The organism is Bradyrhizobium sp. I1.14.4, from assembly GCF_050435825.1.
In the GTDB taxonomy this organism is placed as follows: Bacteria; Pseudomonadota; Alphaproteobacteria; order Rhizobiales; family Xanthobacteraceae; genus Bradyrhizobium.
Map to the genome: position 1 here is coordinate 40,301 of NZ_JBNDLA010000012.1, position 22,540 is coordinate 62,840.

The 22,540-nt window shown below is 63.9% G+C and carries 18 protein-coding genes; 14 read left to right on the plus strand and 4 right to left on the minus strand.

What is annotated here, in order from left to right; translation table 11 throughout:
- Positions 1–144 precede the first annotated feature (144 nt).
- The 3 genes from ABIB78_RS23375 to ABIB78_RS23385 all read left to right on the plus strand — a co-directional run bounded on the left by ABIB78_RS23375 (position 145) and on the right by ABIB78_RS23385 (position 3,930).
- Positions 145–1,716 (plus strand): sugar ABC transporter ATP-binding protein, encoded by a 1,572-nt coding sequence (locus tag ABIB78_RS23375; RefSeq protein ID WP_429028949.1) that lies wholly within the window; start codon positions 145–147, stop codon positions 1,714–1,716.
- Positions 1,713–2,705 carry an ABC transporter permease gene (locus tag ABIB78_RS23380; protein WP_429028950.1) on the plus strand — a complete coding sequence of 331 codons (993 nt, stop codon included), beginning with the start codon at positions 1,713–1,715 and terminating at the stop codon, positions 2,703–2,705. Before ABIB78_RS23375 ends, ABIB78_RS23380 begins: the two co-directional genes overlap by 4 nt.
- A 73-nt stretch (positions 2,706–2,778) precedes the next feature.
- Positions 2,779–3,930, plus strand: coding sequence for a substrate-binding domain-containing protein (locus ABIB78_RS23385; protein WP_429028951.1), 1,152 nt, complete (start codon positions 2,779–2,781; stop codon positions 3,928–3,930).
- An 80-nt stretch (positions 3,931–4,010) separates the two neighbouring features.
- Here the strand turns inward: ABIB78_RS23385 and ABIB78_RS23390 are convergent, their stop codons facing one another.
- Positions 4,011–4,805 (minus strand): DeoR/GlpR family DNA-binding transcription regulator, encoded by a 795-nt coding sequence (locus ABIB78_RS23390; protein WP_429028952.1) that lies wholly within the window; start codon positions 4,803–4,805, stop codon positions 4,011–4,013.
- 240 nt (positions 4,806–5,045) lie between these two features.
- Between ABIB78_RS23390 and deoC the strand changes: the two genes are divergently transcribed.
- The 9 genes from deoC (at position 5,046) to serA (ending at position 16,256) form a co-directional block, all read left to right on the plus strand.
- Positions 5,046–6,068 carry a deoxyribose-phosphate aldolase gene (deoC, locus tag ABIB78_RS23395; protein WP_429028953.1) on the plus strand — a complete coding sequence of 341 codons (1,023 nt, stop codon included), beginning with the start codon at positions 5,046–5,048 and terminating at the stop codon, positions 6,066–6,068.
- Positions 6,069–6,078: 10 nt separating this feature from the next.
- Positions 6,079–8,466 carry an aldehyde dehydrogenase family protein gene (locus tag ABIB78_RS23400; RefSeq protein WP_429028954.1) on the plus strand — a complete coding sequence of 796 codons (2,388 nt, stop codon included), beginning with the start codon at positions 6,079–6,081 and terminating at the stop codon, positions 8,464–8,466.
- Positions 8,467–8,647: 181 nt separating this feature from the next.
- On the plus strand, positions 8,648–9,103 hold the full coding sequence (locus ABIB78_RS23405) for an RbsD/FucU family protein (RefSeq protein WP_429028955.1): 456 nt from the start codon (positions 8,648–8,650) through the stop codon (positions 9,101–9,103).
- Between the two features lie 4 nt (positions 9,104–9,107).
- Entirely contained in the window at positions 9,108–10,031 is a 924-nt protein-coding gene (gene rbsK / locus ABIB78_RS23410) for a ribokinase (protein ID WP_429028956.1), read from the plus strand.
- Positions 10,032–10,038: 7 nt separating this feature from the next.
- Positions 10,039–10,914, plus strand: coding sequence for a carbohydrate ABC transporter permease (locus tag ABIB78_RS23415; protein ID WP_429028957.1), 876 nt, complete (start codon positions 10,039–10,041; stop codon positions 10,912–10,914).
- Positions 10,911–11,948: a carbohydrate ABC transporter permease gene (locus tag ABIB78_RS23420; RefSeq protein ID WP_429028958.1), complete on the plus strand. Its 1,038-nt coding sequence runs from the start codon at positions 10,911–10,913 to the stop codon at positions 11,946–11,948. Before ABIB78_RS23415 ends, ABIB78_RS23420 begins: the two co-directional genes overlap by 4 nt.
- A gap of 48 nt (positions 11,949–11,996) precedes the next feature.
- The gene (locus ABIB78_RS23425) at positions 11,997–13,436 is read left to right on the plus strand and encodes an extracellular solute-binding protein (protein ID WP_429029093.1); all 1,440 of its coding nucleotides are present in this window, start codon (positions 11,997–11,999) and stop codon (positions 13,434–13,436) included.
- 83 nt (positions 13,437–13,519) lie between these two features.
- Positions 13,520–14,611, plus strand: coding sequence for an ABC transporter ATP-binding protein (locus tag ABIB78_RS23430; protein WP_429028959.1), 1,092 nt, complete (start codon positions 13,520–13,522; stop codon positions 14,609–14,611).
- Between the two features lie 391 nt (positions 14,612–15,002).
- Positions 15,003–16,256 (plus strand): phosphoglycerate dehydrogenase, encoded by a 1,254-nt coding sequence (gene serA / locus ABIB78_RS23435; protein WP_429028960.1) that lies wholly within the window; start codon positions 15,003–15,005, stop codon positions 16,254–16,256.
- A gap of 9 nt (positions 16,257–16,265) precedes the next feature.
- On the opposite strand, the gene ABIB78_RS23440 is transcribed toward serA, so the two are convergent.
- Entirely contained in the window at positions 16,266–17,699 is a 1,434-nt protein-coding gene (locus ABIB78_RS23440; protein WP_429028961.1) for a helix-turn-helix domain-containing protein, read from the minus strand.
- A 145-nt stretch (positions 17,700–17,844) separates the two neighbouring features.
- Here ABIB78_RS23440 and ABIB78_RS23445 point away from each other — a divergent pair, with 145 nt between their 5' ends.
- Positions 17,845–19,482 carry an isocitrate lyase gene (locus ABIB78_RS23445; protein ID WP_429028962.1) on the plus strand — a complete coding sequence of 546 codons (1,638 nt, stop codon included), beginning with the start codon at positions 17,845–17,847 and terminating at the stop codon, positions 19,480–19,482.
- A gap of 228 nt (positions 19,483–19,710) precedes the next feature.
- Entirely contained in the window at positions 19,711–20,238 is a 528-nt protein-coding gene (locus ABIB78_RS23450; protein ID WP_429028963.1) for a DUF4269 domain-containing protein, read from the plus strand.
- A 57-nt stretch (positions 20,239–20,295) separates the two neighbouring features.
- Here the strand turns inward: ABIB78_RS23450 and ABIB78_RS23455 are convergent, their stop codons facing one another.
- Both ABIB78_RS23455 and ABIB78_RS23460 read right to left on the minus strand, forming a co-directional pair.
- A complete protein-coding gene (locus ABIB78_RS23455; protein ID WP_429028964.1) occupies positions 20,296–21,522 on the minus strand; it encodes a PepSY-associated TM helix domain-containing protein in 1,227 nt (408 codons plus the stop codon).
- A complete protein-coding gene (locus ABIB78_RS23460; protein ID WP_429028965.1) occupies positions 21,515–22,540 on the minus strand; it encodes an extracellular solute-binding protein in 1,026 nt (341 codons plus the stop codon). Before ABIB78_RS23460 ends, ABIB78_RS23455 begins: the two co-directional genes overlap by 8 nt.

Genomic DNA, 22,540 nt, shown 5'->3' on the forward strand with positions numbered 1-22,540 from the left:
CCCCCAATTCGAAGGCCTGCCGGCGCGATCTCCCATTGACAGGCCGCCTGATGTGATAGAATTATAACACAATAAGTTGCAAAAATAACAACATGTCATCATCGTACCAACGCGTCGCGCGGGTGACGGGAGGAAAATTTGGAGTTGTCCGGTTCGATCGCGGCAGAGCCTCGGCCGTCGTCGCTTCTGATGGTCGGCGGCATCGACAAGCGCTTTGGCGGCGTACGAGCGTTGCGCAACGTCAACCTCGAGGTTCGCCCCGGCGAGGTACACGCGCTGCTGGGCGAGAACGGGGCCGGCAAATCCACGCTGATCAAGATCCTCAGTGGCGTTCATGCACCCGACACCGGCACAATCGAAATCGCCGGCAAGCCGGTGACGTTCGATAGTCCGGCAAGGTCGCGCGAGGCTGGGATCGCTGTCGTCTATCAGGACCTCAGTCTCGTCGAATCCCTGAGTGTCGCCGACAATCTGTTGCTCGGTCGCGAGCCGCGTGCGCGGTTCGGCTTTGTCCGGAAGCGCGAACTGATGACCAAGGCCGAGGCGTTCCTGAGTGGGCTCGGCATTCCCCTGGATACGAGAGCGACGGTCGGCTCGCTGCCGTTCGCATACCGCCAGATGACGGAGATCGCCAAGGCGTTGATGGGCGAGGTGCGGCTATTGATCCTCGACGAGCCGACTTCCTCGCTGACATCGGATGAGGTCCGCATCCTGTTCGACGCGATCGGCAAGGCGACGCGCCGCGGCGTTGGCGTCATCTATGTGACCCATCGGCTCAACGAGGTCTTCGAGATCTCGCAGCGCGTCACGGTGCTCCGCGACGGCGCCAACGCCGGCACGTTCGTCACTGCCGATACCGACATGAAACGGCTGGTGAACGCCATCATCGGAACCGATCGATCGGCGCCCACGGCGTCGCGCGTCGAGCCTGCGGCAACGAGCTCGGCCAATCCGTCGCCGGTTCTGTCGCTGTCAGGCGTGTCCAACGACCGGCTGTCCGCCGTCGATGTCTCGGTGATGAAGGGTGATATCCACGGCCTTGCCGGATTGATCGGGAGCGGACGCACGGAGATTCTGGAGACGATCTTCGGACTTCGACCGGTCGAGAGCGGCACGTTCGAGATCGAGGGCCGGCCATGGCTGCCGAAGAGCGCGGCGGATGCGATCGACCATGGCGTCGCGCTGGTGCCGGAAGACCGGCACGTGCAGGGCCTGGTCCTGGATCATTCGATCGAACGCAACATCACCTTGCCGCGGATTCCGCACTTCTCGCGCTGGGGCTTCATGCAGCAGCGCGCCGCCACGAGGCGTGCGGAAGCCGCGGTCGCGAGGCTTTCGGTGAAGGCACAAGGCGCCTCCAGCCTGGTCAGGACATTGTCCGGCGGCAACCAGCAGAAGGTCGTGTTCGGAAAATGGAATGATCCGCGGCCGCGCGTGCTGCTGCTGGACGAACCGACGGTTGGCGTCGACGTGGGTGCACGCGAGGAAATCTACGGCTTGATCCGGAATGCCGCGCGCGACGGCACTGGCGTGCTGGTCGTCTCGTCGGATCTCGTCGAACTGATCGAGCTCTGCGACCGCATCTCCGTGATCGTCGATGGACACGTGGCGCGAACGCTGGTGCGCGGGGAGATCAATGATGCCGAAGAGCTCCATCATCTTCTGCAGATGTACCAGGCTTCCGGACAAGGCATATTGCAAGAGCTGCCCGCATGACCGAACTGGCCGCGCCCAATGTCGTCGCCTCGTCGACCCGATCCGATCGTCGCCGCAAGCTGCTGCAGAATCTGCTGCGGGGCGAGCGGCCCTACATGCTGTACATCGCCTTCGTGGTGCTGCTGGTCGTGTTCAGCCTCTCTTCGCCCTGGTTCCTGTCGGTCGACAATTTCCTGAATATCGGACGCCAGACGACGCTGGTCTCGATCATCGCGGTCGGCATGACCTTCGTGATCATCGCGCGTCAGATCGATCTGTCGGTCGCATCGACATTGGCGCTGTCGGGCATGGCCGCGGCGCTCGCCATGAGCCAGATCAACAACAGCTGGATCGTCGGCGCGGTCGCCGGGCTCGGGACCGGCGCGCTGGTCGGGCTGCTCAACGGCGTCCTGACCACGCAGCTTTCGATCCCATCGTTCCTTGTGACGCTCGGCTCGCTGAGCATGGCGCGGGGGCTGGCGATGATGGTCACCAATACCAAGCCGGTGATCATCACCAACGAGACCTATTTCGCGATATTCGGCGAAGGCACGCTTTTGGGCATACCGGTTCCGATCGTCTGGACGCTGGTGGCGATGATCGTCGGCATCCTGCTGCTGCACTACAATGTGTTCGGCCGTCGCATCTATGCGGTCGGTGGCAATCCGACCGCGGCGCTCTATTCCGGCATCAACACCAAATGGGTGACGACCGCGGCCTTTTTGCTGACCGGCGCGCTGGCCGGGCTTGCAGCGCTGGTGCTGTCCGCGCGCTCACATGCCGCGCGGCCCGACGTCGTGCAGGGGATGGAGCTCGACGTCATCGCCGCCGTGATTCTCGGTGGTTGCAGCCTGTTCGGCGGGCGCGGCTACATCCTGGGAACGCTGTTCGGCAGCCTCATCATCGGCACGCTCAACAACGGCCTCGTGCTGCTCGGCGTCAGCTCGCCGCTGCAGCTCGTCATCAAGGGGGCGATCATCGTGGCCGCGGTCGCCTTCACGAAACGCTAGAGCGCACTGCGTTGAAAGGTAGGGGCAAGGTCGTCGGCCTCCGGTCAATCGGCGACCAAAACGGGAGGAAACAATGAAGCCAATTCTGCGACAAACCCTGCCGCTGACCGCGCTGATCGCGGCAACGGCCATTTCGATCGCCCCCTCGGCTCGCGCCGAAGTGCCTGCAACTTGCGTCAAGGGCGTCGATCTCGCGACCCTTGGACCGAAATCAATCGTCGGTCAGGGACCCCACGGCGAGAAGGCCGCTTCGCCCGAGGTGCTCGCACTGTCGGACGCCGACGCAGCGAAGATCAAGGACAAGCACTTCAAGGTCGGCATTTCCATGCAGACGGTCAACCTCGACTGGGCGCAGCTCCAGATCCAGGGCATCACCGATACGCTGAAGAAGTACGGCGTGACGGTGACGGGCGTCGCGTCCGCCGAATATCAGGTCGACAAGCAGATCGCCGATATCGAGAACACTATCCAGCAGCATCCGGACGGCATCATCTCGATCCCGGTCGATTTCACGGCGACCGCGCCGACCTACAAGAAGATTGCCAAGGCCGGCATCAAGCTGGTGCTGATGGACAGCATCCCGACCGGCCTCAAGCATCCGGAGGAATATGCCTCGATGATATCGGCGGACAGTCAGGGCAATGGCCAGATCGCGGCACAGATCCTGGCCTCCTGCGTCGCGCAGGGCGCCACCATCGGTCTCGTCAATTTCGGTGTCGATTATTTCAGCACCAACGAGCGCACCAAGGGTGTCCGCGAGTGGATGCAGAAGAACCGTCCCGACATCAAGATGAAGCAGGTCGACTTCACCGACCCGCCGAAGGTGTCGCAGATCGCAGGTGACTTCCTTACCGGCAATCCGGACATCAAGGGCCTGTTCGCGGTCTGGGATCAGCCAGCGCTTGATACGCTGAGCTCGATGCGCGCTCAGGGCATCGACATTCCGGTCACGACCGTCGACCTCGGACTGCAATCGGCGATCGAGATCGCCAAGGGCGGGCCCTTGAAGGCGACCGGGTCGCAGCGCCCCTATGACCAGGGCGTCGCGGAAGCGATGGCCATGATGAACGCGCTGCTCGGCAAGGAAACGCCCGGCTGGATCGGTGTGCAGTCGCTGCCGGTGACGCAGTCGAACGTGCTGGAATCCTACAAGACGGTGTTCAAGAAGGAGCCGCCGCCGGAACTGACCGACGCCTGCAGCAAGGCGAAACCTACCTGCAACTGAGCAGCAGGAGTTCGATGCGTGGTCCCGCGAGCCCGCGCATCGTGAGCAGCCTGATCCGGGTGTGCCAGCCCCCGCTCGGATCAGGTTGCGCTGGTCACATACTCCACGGGAAGGCTGCGGAAGTGCTTGCGCATGTCCGATGACGCCGCGCCGCCAACGATGATGCGCGAGAACGCGCCGATATCGGAGAAGAATGCCGATTTGAGGCTGCCGAGCTTGCTCGCATCGACCACCAGGATACTCTCCATCGCGGTCTCGATCACGGCCCGCTTGACGGCTACCTCGTGAAAATTCGAGCAGCTCGCACCGCGGGTCCAGTGCACGCCGCCGGCGGAGATGAAGGCCTTGTTGATCCCGAGCCGCCGCAGATAGGACAGGCCGTCGTCCGACGCAAAGGACTGCGACGACGGATGATACAGCCCGCCCATCAGCATCACCTGCGTGCCGGGTCGGTGCGTCACGATCGACGCCACGTTCATCGAGTAGCAGATCACCGACAGCGGCAGGTTCTCGGGCAGGCAGTCCGCCAGCGACTGCATCGTCGTGCCGCAATCGACGAAGATCGTATCATCCGCCTGGATCAGGGAGGCAGCGGATCGGCAGGCGAGGCGCTTGTCCTGGGTGTGCTGATCGATCTCCTGTTCGAACGTGTACTTGATCCCTGTCGGCGACGCCGCATTGACGACGTAGCCGCCAAGCAGGGCGAGCGCGGCGTCCGGCCCGGCGAGATCGCGCCGGACCGTCATTTCGGAAACCTTGAGAAGCTCGGCGGCGTCCTTCAGATGCAGCGTGCCGCCCGATTCGACGGCGCGGCGCAGCCTCTGCAGGCGCTGGACGCGCGTCTCGCTTGGTCGTGCGTTCGGAATTTCAGCCATTTTGGTCGCCGAGATTGCTTATACGATTGACAATGATCTTACAATGTTGTGATTTTATCAACGTCGATTTGTTACAATAGTAACATCCGGCCGACGGGCTGATCCGAGCGTTGGGGACGATGGTATTCCCTGGCAGCCGGCAAGCCCAGCGGCAAGGTCAGGGGAGGATCACATGTTGCGATCGACACATTCAGTCTACCTGGCGATCTCGTCGATTCGCTAGGACCGCACGGCGCCTCCATGACGCAGAGCATCCTCATACAGAATCCGTCCGCATTCGCCGCGCAGCCGCCCGGCGGAGAGCATGCGCATCCGGTCCCGCGCAACAATGGCCGCGCGCTCGAGATGGATTGGGTCGACGAAATCAGGATCAATCTGTCAGCTGCCGAACGGCGTGTCGCGAGCCTGCCGGGCCGGCGGACAGTCAAGAAGGACGCGCAGGCGGCGTGGCTTCTCAAGGCAATCACTTGCATCGACCTGACGACGCTCAACGGCGACGACACGACCGAACGGGTGAAGCGCCTCTGCGCCAAGGCCAAAGCGCCCGTGCGCGGCGATGTGCTCGATAAGCTCGGTTTCGCCGCGCGCAAGCTGCATACTGGTGCGGTCTGTGTCTACCATCGGTTCGTCGCGACCGCCGTCGAAGCGCTTGATGGATCCGGCATCACGGTTGCTGCGGTCTCGACCGGATTTCCCGCAGGTCTCGTGCCGCACGATCTGAAGCTGAAGGAGATCGAGGCATCGGTACGTGACGGCGCGCAGGAGATCGACATCGTCATCACGCGTGAGCATGTGCTGACGCGCGATTGGCGGGCCCTTTACGCCGAGGTCCGGGATTTCCGCGCCGCCTGCGGCAACGCCCATCTGAAGACGATCCTGGCCACGGGTGACCTCAAGACGCTGCGCAATGTCGCAAAGGCATCGATGGTCTGCATGATGGCCGGCGCCGACTTCATCAAGACCTCTACCGGCAAGGAAGGCGTCAACGCGACGCTGCCGGTGACGCTCGCGATGCTGCGGATGATCCGCGTCTATCAGGAGCGCACCGGCTACAAGATCGGCTTCAAGCCGGCCGGCGGAATCTCGACGGCAAAGGACGTGCTCAACTACCAGTTCCTGATGAAAGAGGAGCTGGGACGCGACTGGCTCGAGCCGGACCTATTCCGCATCGGCGCCTCCAGCCTGCTCGCCGATATCGAGCGGCAGCTCGAGCATCACGTGACCGGCCACTACTCGGCTTTCAACCGCCACCCCGTGGGATGAGACTCCAGCGATGAGCGTCGCAAATTATTTCGAGACCATGGAGTATGGCCCCGCGCCCGAGGCGGACGGCGAGGCACGCGCCTGGCTGGCGCGGCATGGCGCCACGTTCGGGCATTTCATCGCCGGCAAGTTCACGGCGCCTCATGCAGGCAAACACCTCACCACGATTGAGCCTGCCACGGGCAAGACGCTGGCGCGCATCGCGCAGGGCGCTGCTGCCGATGTCGAGGCGGCAGTCAACGCCGCGCGCACCGCGCAGGCAGCATGGGCAAAGCTTGGCGGCCATGGCCGCGCGCGTCATCTCTACGCATTGGCACGCATGCTGCAGCGTCACGCCCGGCTGTTCGCCGTGCTGGAGGCGATCGACAACGGCAAGCCGATCCGGGAAACCCGCGATCTCGACGTGCCGCTCGCGGCGCGCCACTTCATCTATCACGCCGGCTGGGCGCAGTTGCAGGAGTGCGAATTCGCCGATCAGGTGCCGATTGGCGTGATCGGGCAGATCATCCCGTGGAATTTCCCGCTGCTGATGCTGGCCTGGAAGATCGCGCCCGCGCTGGCCGCAGGCAATACGGTGGTGCTGAAGCCCGCGGAATTCACCTCGCTCACGGCGCTGCTGTTCGCCGAACTTTCGGCCGAGGCCGGTCTCCCGCCGGGCGTGCTGAACGTCGTGACCGGCGATGGCGCGACCGGCGCTTTGCTGGTCGAAAGTCCCGGCGTCGACAAGATCGCCTTCACAGGGTCGACCGAGGTCGGGCGCCTGATCCGTCAATCGACTGCAGGGACTGGAAAATCGCTGACGCTGGAGCTCGGCGGCAAGTCGCCGTTCATCGTGTTCGACGATGCCGATATCGATGGCGCGGTGGAAGGCGTGGTCGATGCGATCTGGTTCAACCAGGGCCAGGTGTGCTGCGCCGGTTCGCGGCTGCTTTTGCAGGAGGGAATTGCTGAGACCTTCCGCAGGCGTCTGATCCGCCGCATGGAGACGCTTCGCGTCGGCATGCCACTCGACAAGGCGATCGACATGGGCGCGGTGGTCGCGCCGGTGCAACTCGAGCGGATCAGGTCGCTGGTCGAAACCGGGGTGAAGGAGGGCGCCGAGAAATATCAGGCGCCCAGTGCGATGCCGACGGAAGGATGTTTCTATCCGCCGACCCTGCTCTGGAACGTGCATCCGTCCTCGACGGTTGCGACCGAAGAGATTTTCGGCCCGGTCCTGGTGGCGATGACGTTCCGCACGCCGGACGAGGCCGTGATGCTCGCCAACAACACGCGCTACGGCCTTGCCGCCAGCGTGTGGAGCGAGACGATCGGGCTGGCGCTGGACATCGCGCCGAAACTCTTGGCCGGCGTGGTCTGGGTCAATGCCACCAATCTGTTCGACGCCAGCGTCGGTTTCGGCGGCTATCGCGAGTCCGGCTTCGGCCGCGAGGGCGGCCGTGAAGGCATGTATGAATATCTCAAGCCGAAGGCCTGGAGCGGGCGCAAGGCCCGGGCCAAGGCATCGCTGCTGCCGACGGTGTCCGGCGCCAGCGCCGGCTTCGACGTGCCGCCGATCGATCGAACGGCCAAGCTGTTCGTCGGCGGCAAGCAGGTCCGTCCGGACGGCAACTATTCGCGCGCGGTGCTCTCGCCGAAGGGCCGGCGCCTGGGCGAGGCAGGCGAGGGCAATCGCAAGGATATCCGCAATGCGGTGGCCGCGGCGCGCTCCGCCGAGGCGTGGGCGCGGGCGACGGCGCATAATCGCGCCCAGATCCTCTACTACCTTGCCGAGAATCTTTCCGCGCGCGGCGACGAGTTCGCCCGGCGCATCGCCGACATGACCGGCGTGGCGAGCGCGAAGGCGCGCACGGAAGTCGATGCGAGCATCGAGCGGCTGTTCAGCTATGGCGCCTGGGCCGACAAATTCGAGGGAACAATCCATGCGCCGCCGCTGCGCGGCGTGGCGCTCGCGATGCATGAGCCGATCGGCGTGGTCGGTGTCGCCTGTCCCGACGAGGCGCCGCTGCTCGCCTTCATCAGCTTGGTGGCGCCGCTGGTTGCGATGGGCAACCGGGTCGTCGCCGTGCCGAGCGAGCGCCATCCGCTGGCCGCGACCGATTTCTACCAGGTGCTCGAGACGTCGGACGTGCCGGGCGGCGTGGTCAACATCGTCACCGGCGACAGCGGCGAGCTGGTCAAGGTTCTTGCCGAGCATGACGATGTCGACGCGCTCTGGGCGTTCGGATCGCAGGACGCCTCAGTGGCGGCCGAACGGCACTCGATCGGCAATCTCAAGCGTACGCTGGTCGATCATGGCCTCGCGCTCGATTGGTACGACAAGGCCGCGAGCGAGGGCCCGATCCTGCTACGCCATGCCGTGCAAGTGAAGAACATCTGGATTCCGTATGGTGACTAGAGCGTTTTCGGGCGAAGTGGGTACCGGTTCACTCGAAAACGCGTCAAAACAAGAATCGAGAGCCCCGTTCCGATTCAATCGGAACGGAAACGGCTCGAGCGACGTCACCTTGCGGTGATAACGATTGAGGGTCCGGACCATCAGAGTTCGGCGATTTTGAAGAACAAGGGAGGGACGCAACATGCTCAAGGGCATCGATCCACTGCTCAATGCCGACGTGCTCTATGCCCTGCGGGCGATGGGGCACGGTGACCGCCTGGTGGTGTGCGATACCAATTTTCCGGCCGACTCGATCGCCCGCCAGAGCGTGCTTGGCAGGCTGCTTCGCATCGACAATGTGAGCGCCGCCAAGGCGGTCGAGGCTGTTCTCTCGGTGATGCCGCTCGATACATTTGTCGACGATGCCGCGATCCGGATGGAGATCGTCGGCCAGGCCCAGCAAGTGCCTCCCGTGCAGCGCGAAGTGCAGGCCGCGATCGATCGCGCCGAGGGACGATCCTGGCCGCTCGTCGGCGTCGAGCGCCATGCGTTCTATGAGAAAGCCAAGACGGCCTATTGCGTGATCGCGACGGGCGAGCGGCGCTTCTACGGCTGCTTCCTGTTCAGCAAGGGCGTCATCGCGCCGGACGGGGAGTAACGACATGAGCAAGAATGGCGTCGCCGTTCTCGGCGTCTTCGTCGTCGACCTGGCGTTCCGCGCCGGCACCATGCCGGCGATCGGCGAGACGATCGCAGGATCGGGATTCGCGATGGGGCCCGGCGGCAAAGGATCCAACCAGGCTGTCGCGGCTGCGCGGGCCGGCGCCAGCGTGAGCTTCATCTCCCGGATCGGTAGTGACGCCTTCGGCGAGCTTGCGATCAGGACCTGGGAGGCCGAAGGAATCCGGCCGTGCGTGGCCAGGACGGCGGACGCGCCGACCGGCGCGGCGTTCATCTACGTCCACGAGACGCGCGGCGATAACGCCATCATCGTGGTGCCGGGCGCGGCGGGCGGTATCAGCCCGGCCGATGTCGACGCGGTGGCGGACGCCATTCGCGACAGCCGCGTGTTCGTGACGCAGCTCGAGCAGCCGGTCGATGCGGCGCTCAGAGGGCTCGAGATCGCGCGCGCGGCCGGCAGCATCACGGTGTTCAATCCGGCGCCGGCGATCAAGTTCGACAGCAGCCTGTTTGCGCTCTGCGATTATGTCGTTCCCAACGAGACCGAGGCTGAAGGATTGACCGGCATCGCGGTGAGTGATCTCGCCGGCGCCCGCCGCGCCGGCGATGCGTTGCTGGCCAAGGGCGCCGGGACGGCGTTGATCACGCTCGGCGAGCGCGGCGCGCTGTTCCATGGGCGGGACCGTTCGCTGCACGTGCCGCCGTTCGCGGCCGGCAGGGTGGTCGAAACCACCGGCGCGGGCGATGCCTTCGTCGGCGGCTTCGCGGCGGCGCTCGCGGACGGCGGCGATCCGCTCGAGGCAGCGCGCTTCGGTTCGGCCACGGCGGGAATCTCGGTGACCCGGCCGGGGACGGCGCCCGCGATGCCGCGTCGCGCGGAGATCGAAGCGCTGCTGAAGGGATGATGCTGCGATGATGCGGAATGATCCGATCAAGCATGTCTTCATCTGGCCGGCGGTGCTTGTCGTGCTGGCGATCTCGATCTTTCCGCTGATCTATTCGCTCACCACGAGCTTCCTGAGCTATCGCCTGATTCCTCCGATCCCGCCGCGGGTCGTCTGGCTCGGCAACTATGCCACGCTGTTGCAGGAGCCGCGGTTCTGGAATGCGATCTTCACGACGACGCTGATTGCCTTCATCGCCGTTGGGTTGCAATACGCGATCGGTTTCGGCGTCGCGCTGGCGCTGAACGCGCGGGTGCCGGGCGAACGGCTGTTTCGCGTCGCCTTGCTGCTGCCCATGCTGCTGGCGCCGGTGGCGGTTGCACTCGTGGCGCGCATGATCTTCAACCCGACCATGGGACCGCTCAACCAGTTCCTGTCGACGTTCGGCCTGGTCAACCTGCCGTTCCTCACCAACGGACATTGGGCGCTCGCCTGCATCATCGCTGTCGAGGTCTGGCAGTGGACCCCGTTCGTCATCCTGATGATGCTGGCCGGCCTGCAAACGCTTCCCGAAGACGTCTACGAGGCAGCCGAGCTCGAGAATGCCAGCGCCTGGCAGCAGTTCTGGGGGATCACCTTTCCGATGCTGCTGCCGATCTCGGCCGCGGTCGTCTTCATCCGCCTGATCGAGAGCTACAAGATCATGGACACGGTCTTTGTGATGACGGGCGGCGGGCCGGGCGTGGACACCGAGACGCTGACATTGTTCGCCTATCAGGAAGGCTTCAAGAAGTTCAATCTTGGCTACACATCGGCGCTCAGCTTCCTGTTCCTGATCGCGATCACGATCATCGGCGTTACCTATCTGACACTGCTAAAGCCTCATCTGGAGAAGCGCCGATGAGCGGGCAGGGCTTGACGGGACTGTTGCCATGGAGCCGCCGCCTGGTCGCGGTCGGCGTCCTCGCCTGGTGCCTGATCACGGTATTTCCGCTCTATTGGGTGGTCGTGACGGCCTTCAAGACGCCGCCGGGCGTGGTCGGCGGACCGACCTATCTGCCGTTCATCGACTTCACGCCCACCTTGCAGCCCTTCATCGATCTCTATCGGGGGATCCGCGGCGAGTTCTTCAGGACATTCCTCAACTCGACCATCGTAGGCCTGTCGGCGGCGGCGATCGCCACGGCGATCGGCGCGATGGCGGCTTATGCGCTGGTGCGGTTCGAATTCAAGGTACGCCTTGGTGCGGGCCTGGTGTTCTTCCTGCTCGCGCTCGGCGGCTACCTGCTTTTCGACGCGACGTTCGGGTTTACGCGACCGCAGGCCTTGTTGCTCGCCTTTCCGATCGCGCTGATCGTTGCCGTCGCCGCCAATCGCCTGCCGTTGCCCGGGCCGATTCTCGGCAATGAAGACATCCTGTTCTGGTTCGTCAGCCAGCGCATGTTCCCGCCGATCGTCACGGCCTTTGCGCTGTACCTGCTCTACAGCGAGATCGGCCGATTGGGTTTCCAGCTCATCGACAGCTTCGTCGGCCTGACGCTGTGCTACGTCGCCTTTTCGCTGCCGATCGTCGTCTGGCTGATGCGCGACTTCTTCGAAGCCGTGCCGATCGAGGTCGAGGAGGCGGCGATGGTCGATAACGTGCCGAGCTGGCGCATCTTCTTCGGCATCGTGGTGCCGATGTCGATGAATGGGCTGCTGGCGACCTTCATGATCACGCTGGCCTTCGTCTGGAACGAGTTTCTGTTCGCGCTGTTCCTGACCAATTCCAGATGGCAGACGCTGCCCATTCTGGTGGCGGGACAGAACAGCCAGCGCGGCGACGAATGGTGGGCGATATCGGCTGCGGCGCTCGTCGCGATCGTTCCCATGATGATCATGGCGGGCCTGCTGAGCCGGATGATGCGGTCGGGCCTGCTGATCGGGGCCATAAAATAGCAAAAACCTTGTAGGGAGGACTAGACGATGCTGCGACGGACGTTTCTGATGTTGACCACCTCGCTCGCGATGGCCTGGGCCGCAAGCCAGGCGAATGCTGCTTGCAGCCCGGACTACACCGGCGTCACCCTGACGGTGGCGTCGCAGACCGGACCGTATATCGCGTCCGCGCTCAAGCTCGGCGCCGACGAATGGGCCAAGAAGACCTGCGGCAAGGTCAATGTCGTCGAGTTTCCGTGGTCCGAGCTCTATCCGAAGATCGCGACGTCGCTCACGGCGTCGGACGCGACATTCGACCTCGTCAGCTTTGCGCCGGCCTGGCTGCCGGATTTCGTGCCTTATCTCAGCGAGATGCCGAAGGAGATGCAGTCCGGCAAGGAATGGGACGATATCGAGCCGGCCTATCGCGAACGGCTGATGGTGTGGGAAGGCAAGATCTACTCGCAATCGATGGACGGCGACGTCCACACCTATACGTACCGCACCGATCTGTTCAGCGATCCCAAGGAGAAGGACGCCTTCAAGGCCAAGTACGGCTACGACCTCGCGCCGCCGACGACGTGGAAGCAGTATCTCGACATTGCGGAGTTCTTCCAGCGGCCCGACAAGGGCATGTGGGGAACGGCGGAAGCGTTCCGTCGCGGCGGTCAGCAGTTCTGGTTCTTCTTCAGCCATGCGGCGGCCTACGCGAACAATCCGAATTATCCGGGTGCGATGTTCTTCGACCCCGAAACGATGGACGCGCAGATCAACAACCCGGGCTGGGTGAAAGGGCTCGAGGAATACATCCGGGCATCGAAGCTAGGGCCACCCAATGCGCTGAACTTCTCGTTCGGCGAGGTGAACGCAGCCGTGGCCGGCGGCCAGGTTGCGGAATCGATCGGCTGGGGCGACACCGGCGTCATCGCCGCCGATCCGAAGCAGTCGAAGATCTCGGGCAAGGTCGGTTCGGCGATGCTGCCCGGTTCGGACGAGATCTGGAATGCGAAGACCAGGAAGTGGGATAAATTCCCTAGCGTCATTCCGGGACCGTTCATGGCATTCGGCGGCTGGCAGATCGCCGTGCCGAAGGCCGGCAAGAACCAGCAGGCTGCGTGGGACTTCGTCAAGACGCTGACAAGCCCGGAGGTGTCGGGCCAGGCGGCGATCACCGGCGGCAGCGGCGTCAATCCGTATCGCAAATCGCACACCGCCAATCTGCAACTGTGGAGCAAGATCTTCACGCCGGAGGAGGCCAAGCAATACCTCGGCGCGCAATCGGACTCCATCAACGCCAAGAACGTCGCGCTCGACATGCGTCTGCCCGGCTACTTCTCCTATACCGAGGTCGTGGAGATCGAGCTCGGCAAGGCGTTGGCCGGCCAGACCACGCCGCAGGCGGCCCTCGACGCGATGGCGAAGGAGTGGAATCGACTGACCGATGAGTTCGGCCGCGCCAAGCAGCTCGCAGCCTATCGCGCGGCGATGGGCCTTCCGCCCAAGAACTAGCTTTCCGGCAAGACGTCCCGGATGATGCGCGAGCGTCATCCGGGACTTTACCTGCCGTCGACGAAGGGACGGAAAAGGAATCCATGGCGCACGTCGAGATCGAGAACGTCAGCAAGGCATACGGGCCCTACAAGATCATCGAGGGGCTCGACCTCAACGTGGCCGACGAGGAGTTTGTCGTGCTTGTCGGCCCGTCCGGCTGCGGCAAGACCACGACGCTGCGCATGATCGCGGGGCTGGAGGCCGTCACCAGCGGAACCATCCGCATCGGTAACCGCGACGTGACGCAGTTGCGCCCGGGCTTGCGCAATTGCGCGATGGTATTCCAGAACTACGCGCTCTATCCGCATATGACCGTCGGCGAGAACATCGGCTACGGCATGAAGGTGCGGGGCGAATCGCGTGCCGGCATCGAGAAGGCCGTCAACGACGTGGCGCGCGTCCTTGACCTCGAGCAATACCTGCAGCGCCGGCCCAAGCAGCTTTCCGGCGGACAGCGCCAGCGCGTGGCGATCGGCCGTGCCATCGTGCGCAGCCCGGACGTCTTTCTGTTCGACGAGCCATTGTCCAATCTCGACGCCAAGCTGCGCATCGAGATGCGGACCGAGATCAAGGCGCTGCACCGCCGCCTTGCCAAGACCATCGTCTATGTCACGCACGACCAGGTCGAAGCGATGACCATGGCCGACCGCGTCGTGGTGATGAATCGCGGCCGGATCGAGCAGACGGCCGATCCGATCACGATCTATGAGAAGCCCAGCAACCTCTTCGTCGCCGGCTTCATGGGCGCACCCAGCATGAACTTTATCGATGGCGAGATCGTCGCCCGCGACGGCGCGCTAACCTTCACCGAGCCATCGGGCACGGTTTTGACATTGCCAAAGTCACGTGAGGCCGCCTATGCCGGGAGCGTCGGGAAGCCCGTGGTGCTCGGCGTGCGGCCCGATCATGTGTTGCGGCAAGGCGCTTCGGCTGGCTCTTCCATCCGTATGCTTGTGAAAGACGTGGAGCCGCTCGGGCCGCACACGCTGGTGATCGGGAGCGTCGGCCCATTTGCGTTCACGGCGCAAATGCAGGTCGGCGTCGCTGCGGAGCCGGATCATGTCATCGACATCGCGCTCGATCTCGAGCGAACGCACTTGTTCGACAAGACGTCAGGGATGGCGATTTCCTGATCTGCCGTGGCGCAGTTCAACAGCCTCCACTTCAGGGTGACGGGTCTGTTCTCGTCATTGCGAGCGGAGCGACGCAATCCATCGCGCGGCCTGCGCGGAAACATGGATTGCTTCGTCGCTATCGCTCCTCGCAATGACAGGTGAATAAAATCACAATCTCTCGGCTGCAGAACACGCGTGCTCGCCGGACCGTATCGGACAGATAGAGGCCAAATGCCCACTGAATCGGTTCCTGCCCTGCGTCTGGGGGCGCGGATCGATGGACTTCCTCGGGAATCGCGGGGCGGGCCGCGCTGGCGGCTTCTGACGCGATTGTTTTCTGTGTTATCACGTGATCCGTTGAAACTGCGCTCGTGCAGAACCTGTCCGAACCCTACGAATCTGGATCTCGATGATGTTGTCGCTTCCCAAGACCAAAATACGCGTGCTGCTGCTGGAGGGCGTGAATGACTCCGCGGCCCGGATGTTCGAGGCGAACGGCTATACCGAACTGCAACGTCTGCCCAAGGCGCTGGGACCCGGAGAACTCAAACAAGCGCTGTCGGGTATCCATATGCTGGGAATTCGGTCGCGGACCCAGTTGACCGCGGAAATCCTGGACGCCGCCGACCGATTGCTCGTTGTCGGCTGCTTTTCGGTCGGCACCAACCAGGTCGATCTCGACGCCGCGCGAAAGCTGGGAATCCCCGTATTCAACGCGCCGTACTCCAACACCCGCAGCGTGGCGGAACTGACCATCGCCGAGATCGTCATGCTGTTCCGCCGGATCTTTCCGCGTTCGGTCTCCGCACATGCCGGAGGCTGGGACAAGTCCGCCGAAGGCAGCCGCGAGGTGCGCGGCAAGACGCTGGGCATCGTCGGCTACGGCAACATCGGCTCGCAACTGTCGAATCTCGCGGAAGCCATGGGTATGCGCGTGATCTATTTTGATCAGACCGACAAGCTCCGCCATGGCAATACCGAGCCTGCTGAAACGCTTGAGGCGTTACTCGCAGCGAGCGACGTCGTATCGCTGCATGTGCCGGAGACGCCGGCCACTGCCAACATGATTGGCGCAGCCCAGTTGCGGCTGATGAAGCCTGAGGCCTATCTGATCAACAACTCACGCGGCACCGTGGTCGATCTCGCTGCGCTGGCGAGCGTCCTGCGTGAGGGCGGGCTGGCCGGTGCCGCAGTCGACGTGTTTCCGGTCGAACCGGTGTCGAACGAGGCGCGCTTTGTCTCGCCGCTGCAGGGCCTCCCCAACGTCATCCTCACGCCACATGTCGGCGGTTCGACGGAAGAAGCGCAGGATCGCATCGGCGGTGAAGTTGCACGCAAGCTGATCGATTATTCCGACGTTGGGTCGACCTTCGGCGCGGTCAATTTTCCGCAGGTGCAATTGCCGGCGCGACCGACCGGCACCCGTTTCATCCATGTTCATCGCAATGTTCCGGGCGTCATGCGTCAGGTCAACGACGCGGTTTCGCGGCACGGGATCAACATCCTGGCGCAATATCTGCAGACCGATCCGGAGGTGGGCTATGTCGTGCTCGAGACCGACGTTGTCGGCGGCGAGGGCGAGGGGCTGCTGGCCGATTTGAAGGCCATTGACGGCACGATCCGCGTGCGGGTGCTGTATGACCAGAACCGGCCGCAGGGATGATCGACCGCGTCAGTCCGCCGAGAACCCGAACGGAACGCTCGATGTCCTGAAATCGTCGGGCAGAATCTCGCGTCCGATCGGCGGCGCCGACCGCGCTGCACATCTTGGGCGATGGCAGACCCGGCACGCGACGCCGATCGGCGTCGGCTCATCTGCGTTCGGCCCCTGTCCGTCGCGCGTATAGATCAACTGGCCCGCATGCTCGGCGGCACAGCCGATCGCGATCGCCCGCTCGACGCGGATGGCGCCGAACGCGCCGCCGCCGGCGGTCACGGTGCGCGCGATCGAAAAGAACCGCTGTCCGTCGGGCAATTCCAGCCATTGCGTGACGATCTGGCGCGGCGTCTTGAAGATATCGTGGACCGACCACAGCGGACATGCGCCGCCGTGCTTCGCAAACGGGAATCCGGCGCCATCGAGCAGCTTCGAAATGTTGCCGGCGGGGTCGACGCGGATCAGGAAGAACGGGACCTTCTCGAGACCCGGCCGTTGCAGGGTCGTGACGCGGTGCGCCGTCTGCTCGAAGCTGGTGCCGAATTGACGCGCCAGCGCCTCAAGATCGTAACGGCGCGTGTCGACCGCTTTCGCAAACACGGAATACGGCATGATGAGCGCGGCCGCGGCATAGGCCGCGAGTGCGCGGCGGGCCAGCAATTCGGCGCTCTTGGTCGTGAACTTTCCGGCTTCCACGGCCGCGCCGATCTCATCTTCCAGTTCCAGATAGGCAAGTTGTTTGGCCAGCTGGAAATTGAGGCCCGCAGTATCGAGCGAGTCCTCCAGCAGCAATTGTCTGCGATGGAGATCCAGTCGCCTGACCGAGCCGAGCATGACGTTCGGCGGCAGATAGCGGACCTGGAGATTGTGACGTTCCCGAAGCCGTTCGATGAATCCAGCCGGTCCGGCAGGCGTGTGGACGAGACGCTCGGCCGCATCGTCGAGACTAGCAAAATTGTTGCGGCGTGCGGCGAGGAATCGCCGGACTTCCGCAACGGGATCGTTGGCGTCAAAGGTCTCCTGACCCGGTAACGCGATCGCCAGGTCCGGAGCCCTCCGCTCCGCAAGCGCCAGCTGTTCTTCGCGATAGGCGGTGTAGAGGCGCAGGAACGCTTCGGTCATTCCGGGATAACTGACCGCGAGGTCGCTGACTTCGAGCGCGGGGATGTCGATGTCGGCGAACATCGGCTCTTTCAGGATCGACTGCATGCGCGCAGTGTGATCGGCGCCGCCGTCGCCGGCTAGATCGGCCAGATCGATCTTGTAGGTGCGGGCAAGGCGAAGCAGCATGTCGGCCGTCACCGGCCGCTGATTGCGTTCCAGCAGCGCGACATAGGGGGCGGAGATTTCGAGATCGGCCGCCATGTCCGCCTGGGTCAGCCCGAGATCGCGGCGCAGCCGACGCAGTCGTGGGCCCATGAAAACGGAACGGGCGCTTGAGGTTACCATCGCCTCATCCAATTCTTGTAATATTATTACAACAATACATCGGTTTCTTGTAAGTTATGACAAGTTTTCCGCGCCAGGTCTAGCCCTCGGTGACGCTGCACGTCACAAACGCAGCAGTTGTTTCGTCACCGAAGGGATCACGGACATGAACTTCCAACCGCGCGGGATCGGCGACCGGGCCATCCAGGGACCGGCTTCGTATCAGAGCGAGCTTGAGGCAGCCGAAGCGCTGCTCAAGACCAAGGACACCTGGAACGGCGTGACCGCCGAAGCCGTGGCGCGCATGCGCCTGCAGAACCGCTTCAAGACCGGTCTGGATATCGCCCGCTACACAGCTGCGCTGATGCGCGCGGACATGGCCGCCTATGACGCCGACAGCACCAAGTACACCCAGTCGCTCGGCTGCTGGCACGGCTTCATCGCTCAGCAGAAGCTGATCTCGGTCAAGAAGCACTTCGGCAATACCGACCGCCGCTACCTCTACCTCTCCGGCTGGATGATCGCGGCGCTGCGTTCCGAATTCGGACCGCTGCCAGATCAGTCGATGCACGAGAAGACCTCGGTGCCGGCTCTGATCGAAGAACTCTACACCTTCCTGCGTCAGGCGGATTCTCGTGAGCTCAACGATATCTTCCGCGCGCTCGATGCCGCCCGCAAGGAAGGCGACAAGGCCAAGGAAAAGGCGTTGATCGAGAAGATCGACAATTTCCAGACCCATGTCGTGCCCGTCATCGCCGACATCGATGCCGGCTTCGGCAACGCCGAGGCGACCTATCTGCTCGCCAAGAAGATGATCGAGGCGGGTGCCTGCGCCCTGCAGATCGAGAACCAGGTCTCCGACGAGAAGCAGTGCGGCCACCAGGACGGCAAGGTGACCGTGCCGCACGAGGTGTTTATCGCGAAGATCCGCGCCTGCCGCCATGCGTTCCTCGAGCTCGGCGTCGAAGACGGCATCATCGTGACCCGGACCGACTCGCTCGGTGCCGGCCTGACGCAGCAGATCGCAGTGAGCCACAAGCCCGGCGACCTCGGCGATCAGTACAACAGCTTCCTCGATTGCGAGGAAGTGACGGCTGCCAATGCGCGGAACGGCGATGTCATCATCAATCAGAACGGCAAGATGATGCGTCCGAAGCGGCTTCCCAGCAACCTCTACCAATTCCGTCCCGGTACCGGTGCGGATCGCTGCGTGCTCGACTGCATCACCTCGTTGCAGAACGGCGCCGACCTGCTCTGGATCGAGACCGAGAAGCCGCATATCGAGCAGATCGCCTCGATGGTCGATCGCATCCGCAAGGTCATTCCGAACGCGAAGCTCGCCTACAACAACTCGCCTTCCTTCAACTGGACGCTCAACTTCCGTTGGCAGGTCTACGACGCGATGAAGGAAGCCGGCCAGGATGTCAGCAAGTACAATCGCGCCGAGCTGATGAAGGTGGAGTACGACGACACGCCGCTGGCGAAGGAAGCCGACGAGCGTATCCGTACCTTCCAGGCGGATTCGGCCAAGCGCGCCGGCATCTTCCACCATCTGATCACGTTGCCGACCTATCACACGGCTGCGCTGTCGACCGACAATCTCGCGAAGGAGTATTTCGGCGAGCAGGGCATGCTTGGCTACGTCAAGAACGTGCAGCGCGCGGAAATCCGTCAGGGCATCGCCTGCGCGAAGCATCAGAATATGGCGGGATCCGACATCGGCGACGATCACAAGGAGTATTTCGCCGGTGAGGCCGCCCTCAAGGCGGGCGGCGCCCACAACACGATGAACCAGTTCGGCTAATCGATCGAACGGATCATTCCGACTACCGGCTGGACGGGCGTGCTCGCGAGCAGTCTCGCCTGTCCGCCGGCTTGGCGGGGCGATTTTCGACCACGGTGACGCGGTCGAGATCGTCCCGCAACGTTTACAAGGCCGCTTTCCCTCAGGCTTCCGTCCATCCGTAGATGGCTGCCTCATTCCGCGTAACCGTGGTATTGCGTCGCTGCGATATCGAGGGCATGCCACGCGATGACAGTCGGGCACTACGCATCCGCCGTCACCAACTCTGCCGTGATGGAGCGGCTCGAGCCATTCGATCCACGTATCGTCGGAACGCTGCCGCTCGACCTTGCCGTGCCCGGCAGCGATATCGATATCGTCTGCCATGCGTCCGATCCAAATGCTTTCGCGGACATCGTCTGGACCCACTATCAATCGGCCGGTGATTTTGTCCTCTACCGATGGACCTCGGGAACGCGGCCGGTAGTTGCCCGCTTTGTGTGGGATGGCTGGCCGTTCGAGCTGTTCGGTGATCAGTGTCCGGTCGAGCAGCAGTCGGGCTGGATCCATTTCGAGGTCGAACGGCGGCTGCTTGCGCTCGATGACGGACGGCTGCGGCGAGCCGTCGGCAAGTCAAGGGCAGGCGGCCTCAAGACCGAGCCCGCCTTTGCCGCCGCGCTCGGGATACCGGGCGATCCCTATCGCGGATTGCTCGAGCTCGCTGCTGAAACGGACGCCGAGTTGCGCGCCCGACTCGCTGCGCCCGATCTCGGCTGAGCGCCGGCCTGGAGAAGCACCGTGACGCGCGTGCGGCGCGTTGCCGGCGAACGAGTTTCATTCGCCCGGAACGAGGTGGCCCACCGGCTGGCGCGCGAGGCGCCGGTGCCTGCGGCGGGACAGATAGAGCAGCAGGCCCGTCACGGCGAACAATGGCATCATGGCGGCGGCCAGCATGAAGGCGAGCTTGCCGGGCCATCCCAGGATGGCGCCCCGGTGGATGTCGAGCACGCCGGCAAGGACGCGCTCGCCAAACGTCTTATCCGCGTAGCGATCCGATGAGATGACGCGCCCGGTGACGGCATCGATACGGAATTCGTCACGCACGCTCTCGAGCGTCGAATCCAGCGGCCAGGACCGTACGCGCATCGCCGTGCCCGCGCCAGCCGGCAGGGTCAGGAGCACCCTTCCGTAACTGTCATTCTCCTGCTGCAGGAACGCTGACCAGACGTGATCGAAGGCAAGCGGATTGGCCCCGGCCTTCGCTTCAGCCTTGGTTTCGGTCCTGGCTTCAACTTTGCTCTCGGCAGCGGCCGCGCCGCGCGGCGGCTTGGACTGCATTGCAGCTGTCGTGGCGTGAGGGGGCGCGAAGAGCCAGTTGGCGCTGGCCTTGTACCATTCGAACGAATACCACAGCCCGGTCAGCGTCATCACCAGATAGACCGGCAGCATCCAGGTGCCGATTACGGCGTGCATCGAACGGTGCAGGCCACGCCCGCGCAGGCCCAGATTTGGCTTCAGCCACATCTTCACGCTGCGCGCGCGATGCGGCCAGCGCAGCACGAGGCCGGTGATCAGCATCAAGATCAGACAGATCGCGGCGGTGCCGGTGATCTTGCGGCCAACGCCATTGCCGTCGCCCGGCAACAGCAGCCAACGATGCAGCTTGCGGACGGTCGCGAAAAAGGCCTCGCCGCGCGGCGCGCCCAGCACGTGCCCGTCATAGGGATCGACATAGACCGAGGACGGGCGTGAGCCGGCTTCGCTGCGGGCAAAGCGGACGCGCGCCGCGGCTGACGGATCGCTGGCCATCGTGACAGCCGAGACCTTGCCGAAGTCGCCGGCAGCCTGAAGCCGTGCGACCAGCTCGTCCGGCGTGAGCCGCCGGGCCGCACTGGCGTCGACGCGCATGATGTGGCCGTTCAGGCTGGCCTCGATCTCATCTTCAAAGGCCATGGTCGCGCCGGTGAGGCCGACCACGGCCCAGAGCAGCGCCAGTGCAAGACCAGCAATCGAATGGGCCTGAAGCAGCGCGGCCTTGATCGGGCGTCGAGCATCACTCATCGAATCCGGCCTTTCGGATCAGGGCGATTGCGGCCGCTTGATGCGCGGCGATCTGGTCGACGGGCAGTACATCGGCGGGGAACGATCCGATCCCTTCGACGATCGAGGCCCGCCTTGCCGTCGCAAGCACGGGATATTCCAGTTCAGCGGCGGCAAAGATTGTCTGGGCTTCCGGTGTGACGAGGAATTCAAGGAAGGCGCGAGCGGCGGCCGGATGCGGCGCGTGGCGGGCGATCGCCGCGCCGGTCAGATTGACGTGGCTGCCGCCGCCCGCGAACGCGGTCGGCACTGCCTTCACGGTGTCCGCCGCTGCGCGCCAATCACTGCCTTCGCGGCCGTCACGGAGTTGTGCGAGCGCGACCGTGTTGCCGACGCCGATCTCGCAGCGTCCTTCCGCGATCTCGCGGACGACGTCGTTATCCTTGCCGGCTGGCTTGTGAACGAGATTGTCCTTCATTCCGGCGAGCCAGGTCTGCGTCTCATCCGTGCCGTGATGTGCTAGGTAGGCGGCGATCAGCGCCACGTTGTTCTGGTGCGCGGCCGGCCGCATGCATAACTTACCGCGCCATTTGGGATCGGCGAGCTCTTCATAGGCGATCGCGGTGAGCGGACTGTCCTTGCGTGCGAAAACCACACGCGGACGAACGGCGAGCGCAATCCACTGGCCGCCGTTGCCGCGCAGGTTCGCCGGCACCGCCTGGTCAAGCGCCGGCGATGCAAGCGCCTGCGTCAGCCCGCGCGCGGCAAGTTGGGTCGTCTTGTCGAGACCGATGGTCAGCAGGACATCGGCGGGCGACGTGTCGCCCTCGGATGTCAGTCGCTTGACCAGGCTGTCCTCGACTAAGACGGTCTTGACCTGGGTGCCGGTCGCTGCCGTGAAGGCCGCGGTGACAGGCTCGACCAGATTGGCTTCCCGGGTCGAGTAAAGCGTGAGCTCGTCAGCGCGGACCGTGGCGCAGGCGAAAGCGGTCGCGGCCAAGACGGCCAGCAGTCCGATCGCTGTGCGCGCCGCAGCCAT

What these genes read in the sequence shown, in the direction of transcription:
- ABIB78_RS23380 (WP_429028950.1), top strand. Translation starts at nt 1,713, where the DNA reads ATGACCGAACTGGCCGCGCCCAATGTCGTCGCCTCGTCGACCCGATCC.
- ABIB78_RS23385 (WP_429028951.1), top strand. Translation starts at nt 2,779, where the DNA reads ATGAAGCCAATTCTGCGACAAACCCTGCCGCTGACCGCGCTGATCGCG.
- ABIB78_RS23390 (WP_429028952.1), bottom strand. Translation starts at nt 4,805, where the DNA reads ATGGCTGAAATTCCGAACGCACGACCAAGCGAGACGCGCGTCCAGCGC.
- deoC (WP_429028953.1), top strand. Translation starts at nt 5,046, where the DNA reads ATGACGCAGAGCATCCTCATACAGAATCCGTCCGCATTCGCCGCGCAG.
- ABIB78_RS23400 (WP_429028954.1), top strand. Translation starts at nt 6,079, where the DNA reads ATGAGCGTCGCAAATTATTTCGAGACCATGGAGTATGGCCCCGCGCCC.
- ABIB78_RS23405 (WP_429028955.1), top strand. Translation starts at nt 8,648, where the DNA reads ATGCTCAAGGGCATCGATCCACTGCTCAATGCCGACGTGCTCTATGCC.
- rbsK (WP_429028956.1), top strand. Translation starts at nt 9,108, where the DNA reads ATGAGCAAGAATGGCGTCGCCGTTCTCGGCGTCTTCGTCGTCGACCTG.
- ABIB78_RS23415 (WP_429028957.1), top strand. Translation starts at nt 10,039, where the DNA reads ATGATGCGGAATGATCCGATCAAGCATGTCTTCATCTGGCCGGCGGTG.
- ABIB78_RS23420 (WP_429028958.1), top strand. Translation starts at nt 10,911, where the DNA reads ATGAGCGGGCAGGGCTTGACGGGACTGTTGCCATGGAGCCGCCGCCTG.
- ABIB78_RS23425 (WP_429029093.1), top strand. Translation starts at nt 11,997, where the DNA reads ATGTTGACCACCTCGCTCGCGATGGCCTGGGCCGCAAGCCAGGCGAAT.
- ABIB78_RS23430 (WP_429028959.1), top strand. Translation starts at nt 13,520, where the DNA reads ATGGCGCACGTCGAGATCGAGAACGTCAGCAAGGCATACGGGCCCTAC.
- serA (WP_429028960.1), top strand. Translation starts at nt 15,003, where the DNA reads ATGATGTTGTCGCTTCCCAAGACCAAAATACGCGTGCTGCTGCTGGAG.
- ABIB78_RS23440 (WP_429028961.1), bottom strand. Translation starts at nt 17,699, where the DNA reads ATGGTAACCTCAAGCGCCCGTTCCGTTTTCATGGGCCCACGACTGCGT.
- ABIB78_RS23445 (WP_429028962.1), top strand. Translation starts at nt 17,845, where the DNA reads ATGAACTTCCAACCGCGCGGGATCGGCGACCGGGCCATCCAGGGACCG.
- ABIB78_RS23450 (WP_429028963.1), top strand. Translation starts at nt 19,711, where the DNA reads ATGACAGTCGGGCACTACGCATCCGCCGTCACCAACTCTGCCGTGATG.
- ABIB78_RS23455 (WP_429028964.1), bottom strand. Translation starts at nt 21,522, where the DNA reads ATGAGTGATGCTCGACGCCCGATCAAGGCCGCGCTGCTTCAGGCCCAT.
- ABIB78_RS23460 (WP_429028965.1), bottom strand. Translation starts at nt 22,540, where the DNA reads ATGGCTGCGGCGCGCACAGCGATCGGACTGCTGGCCGTCTTGGCCGCG.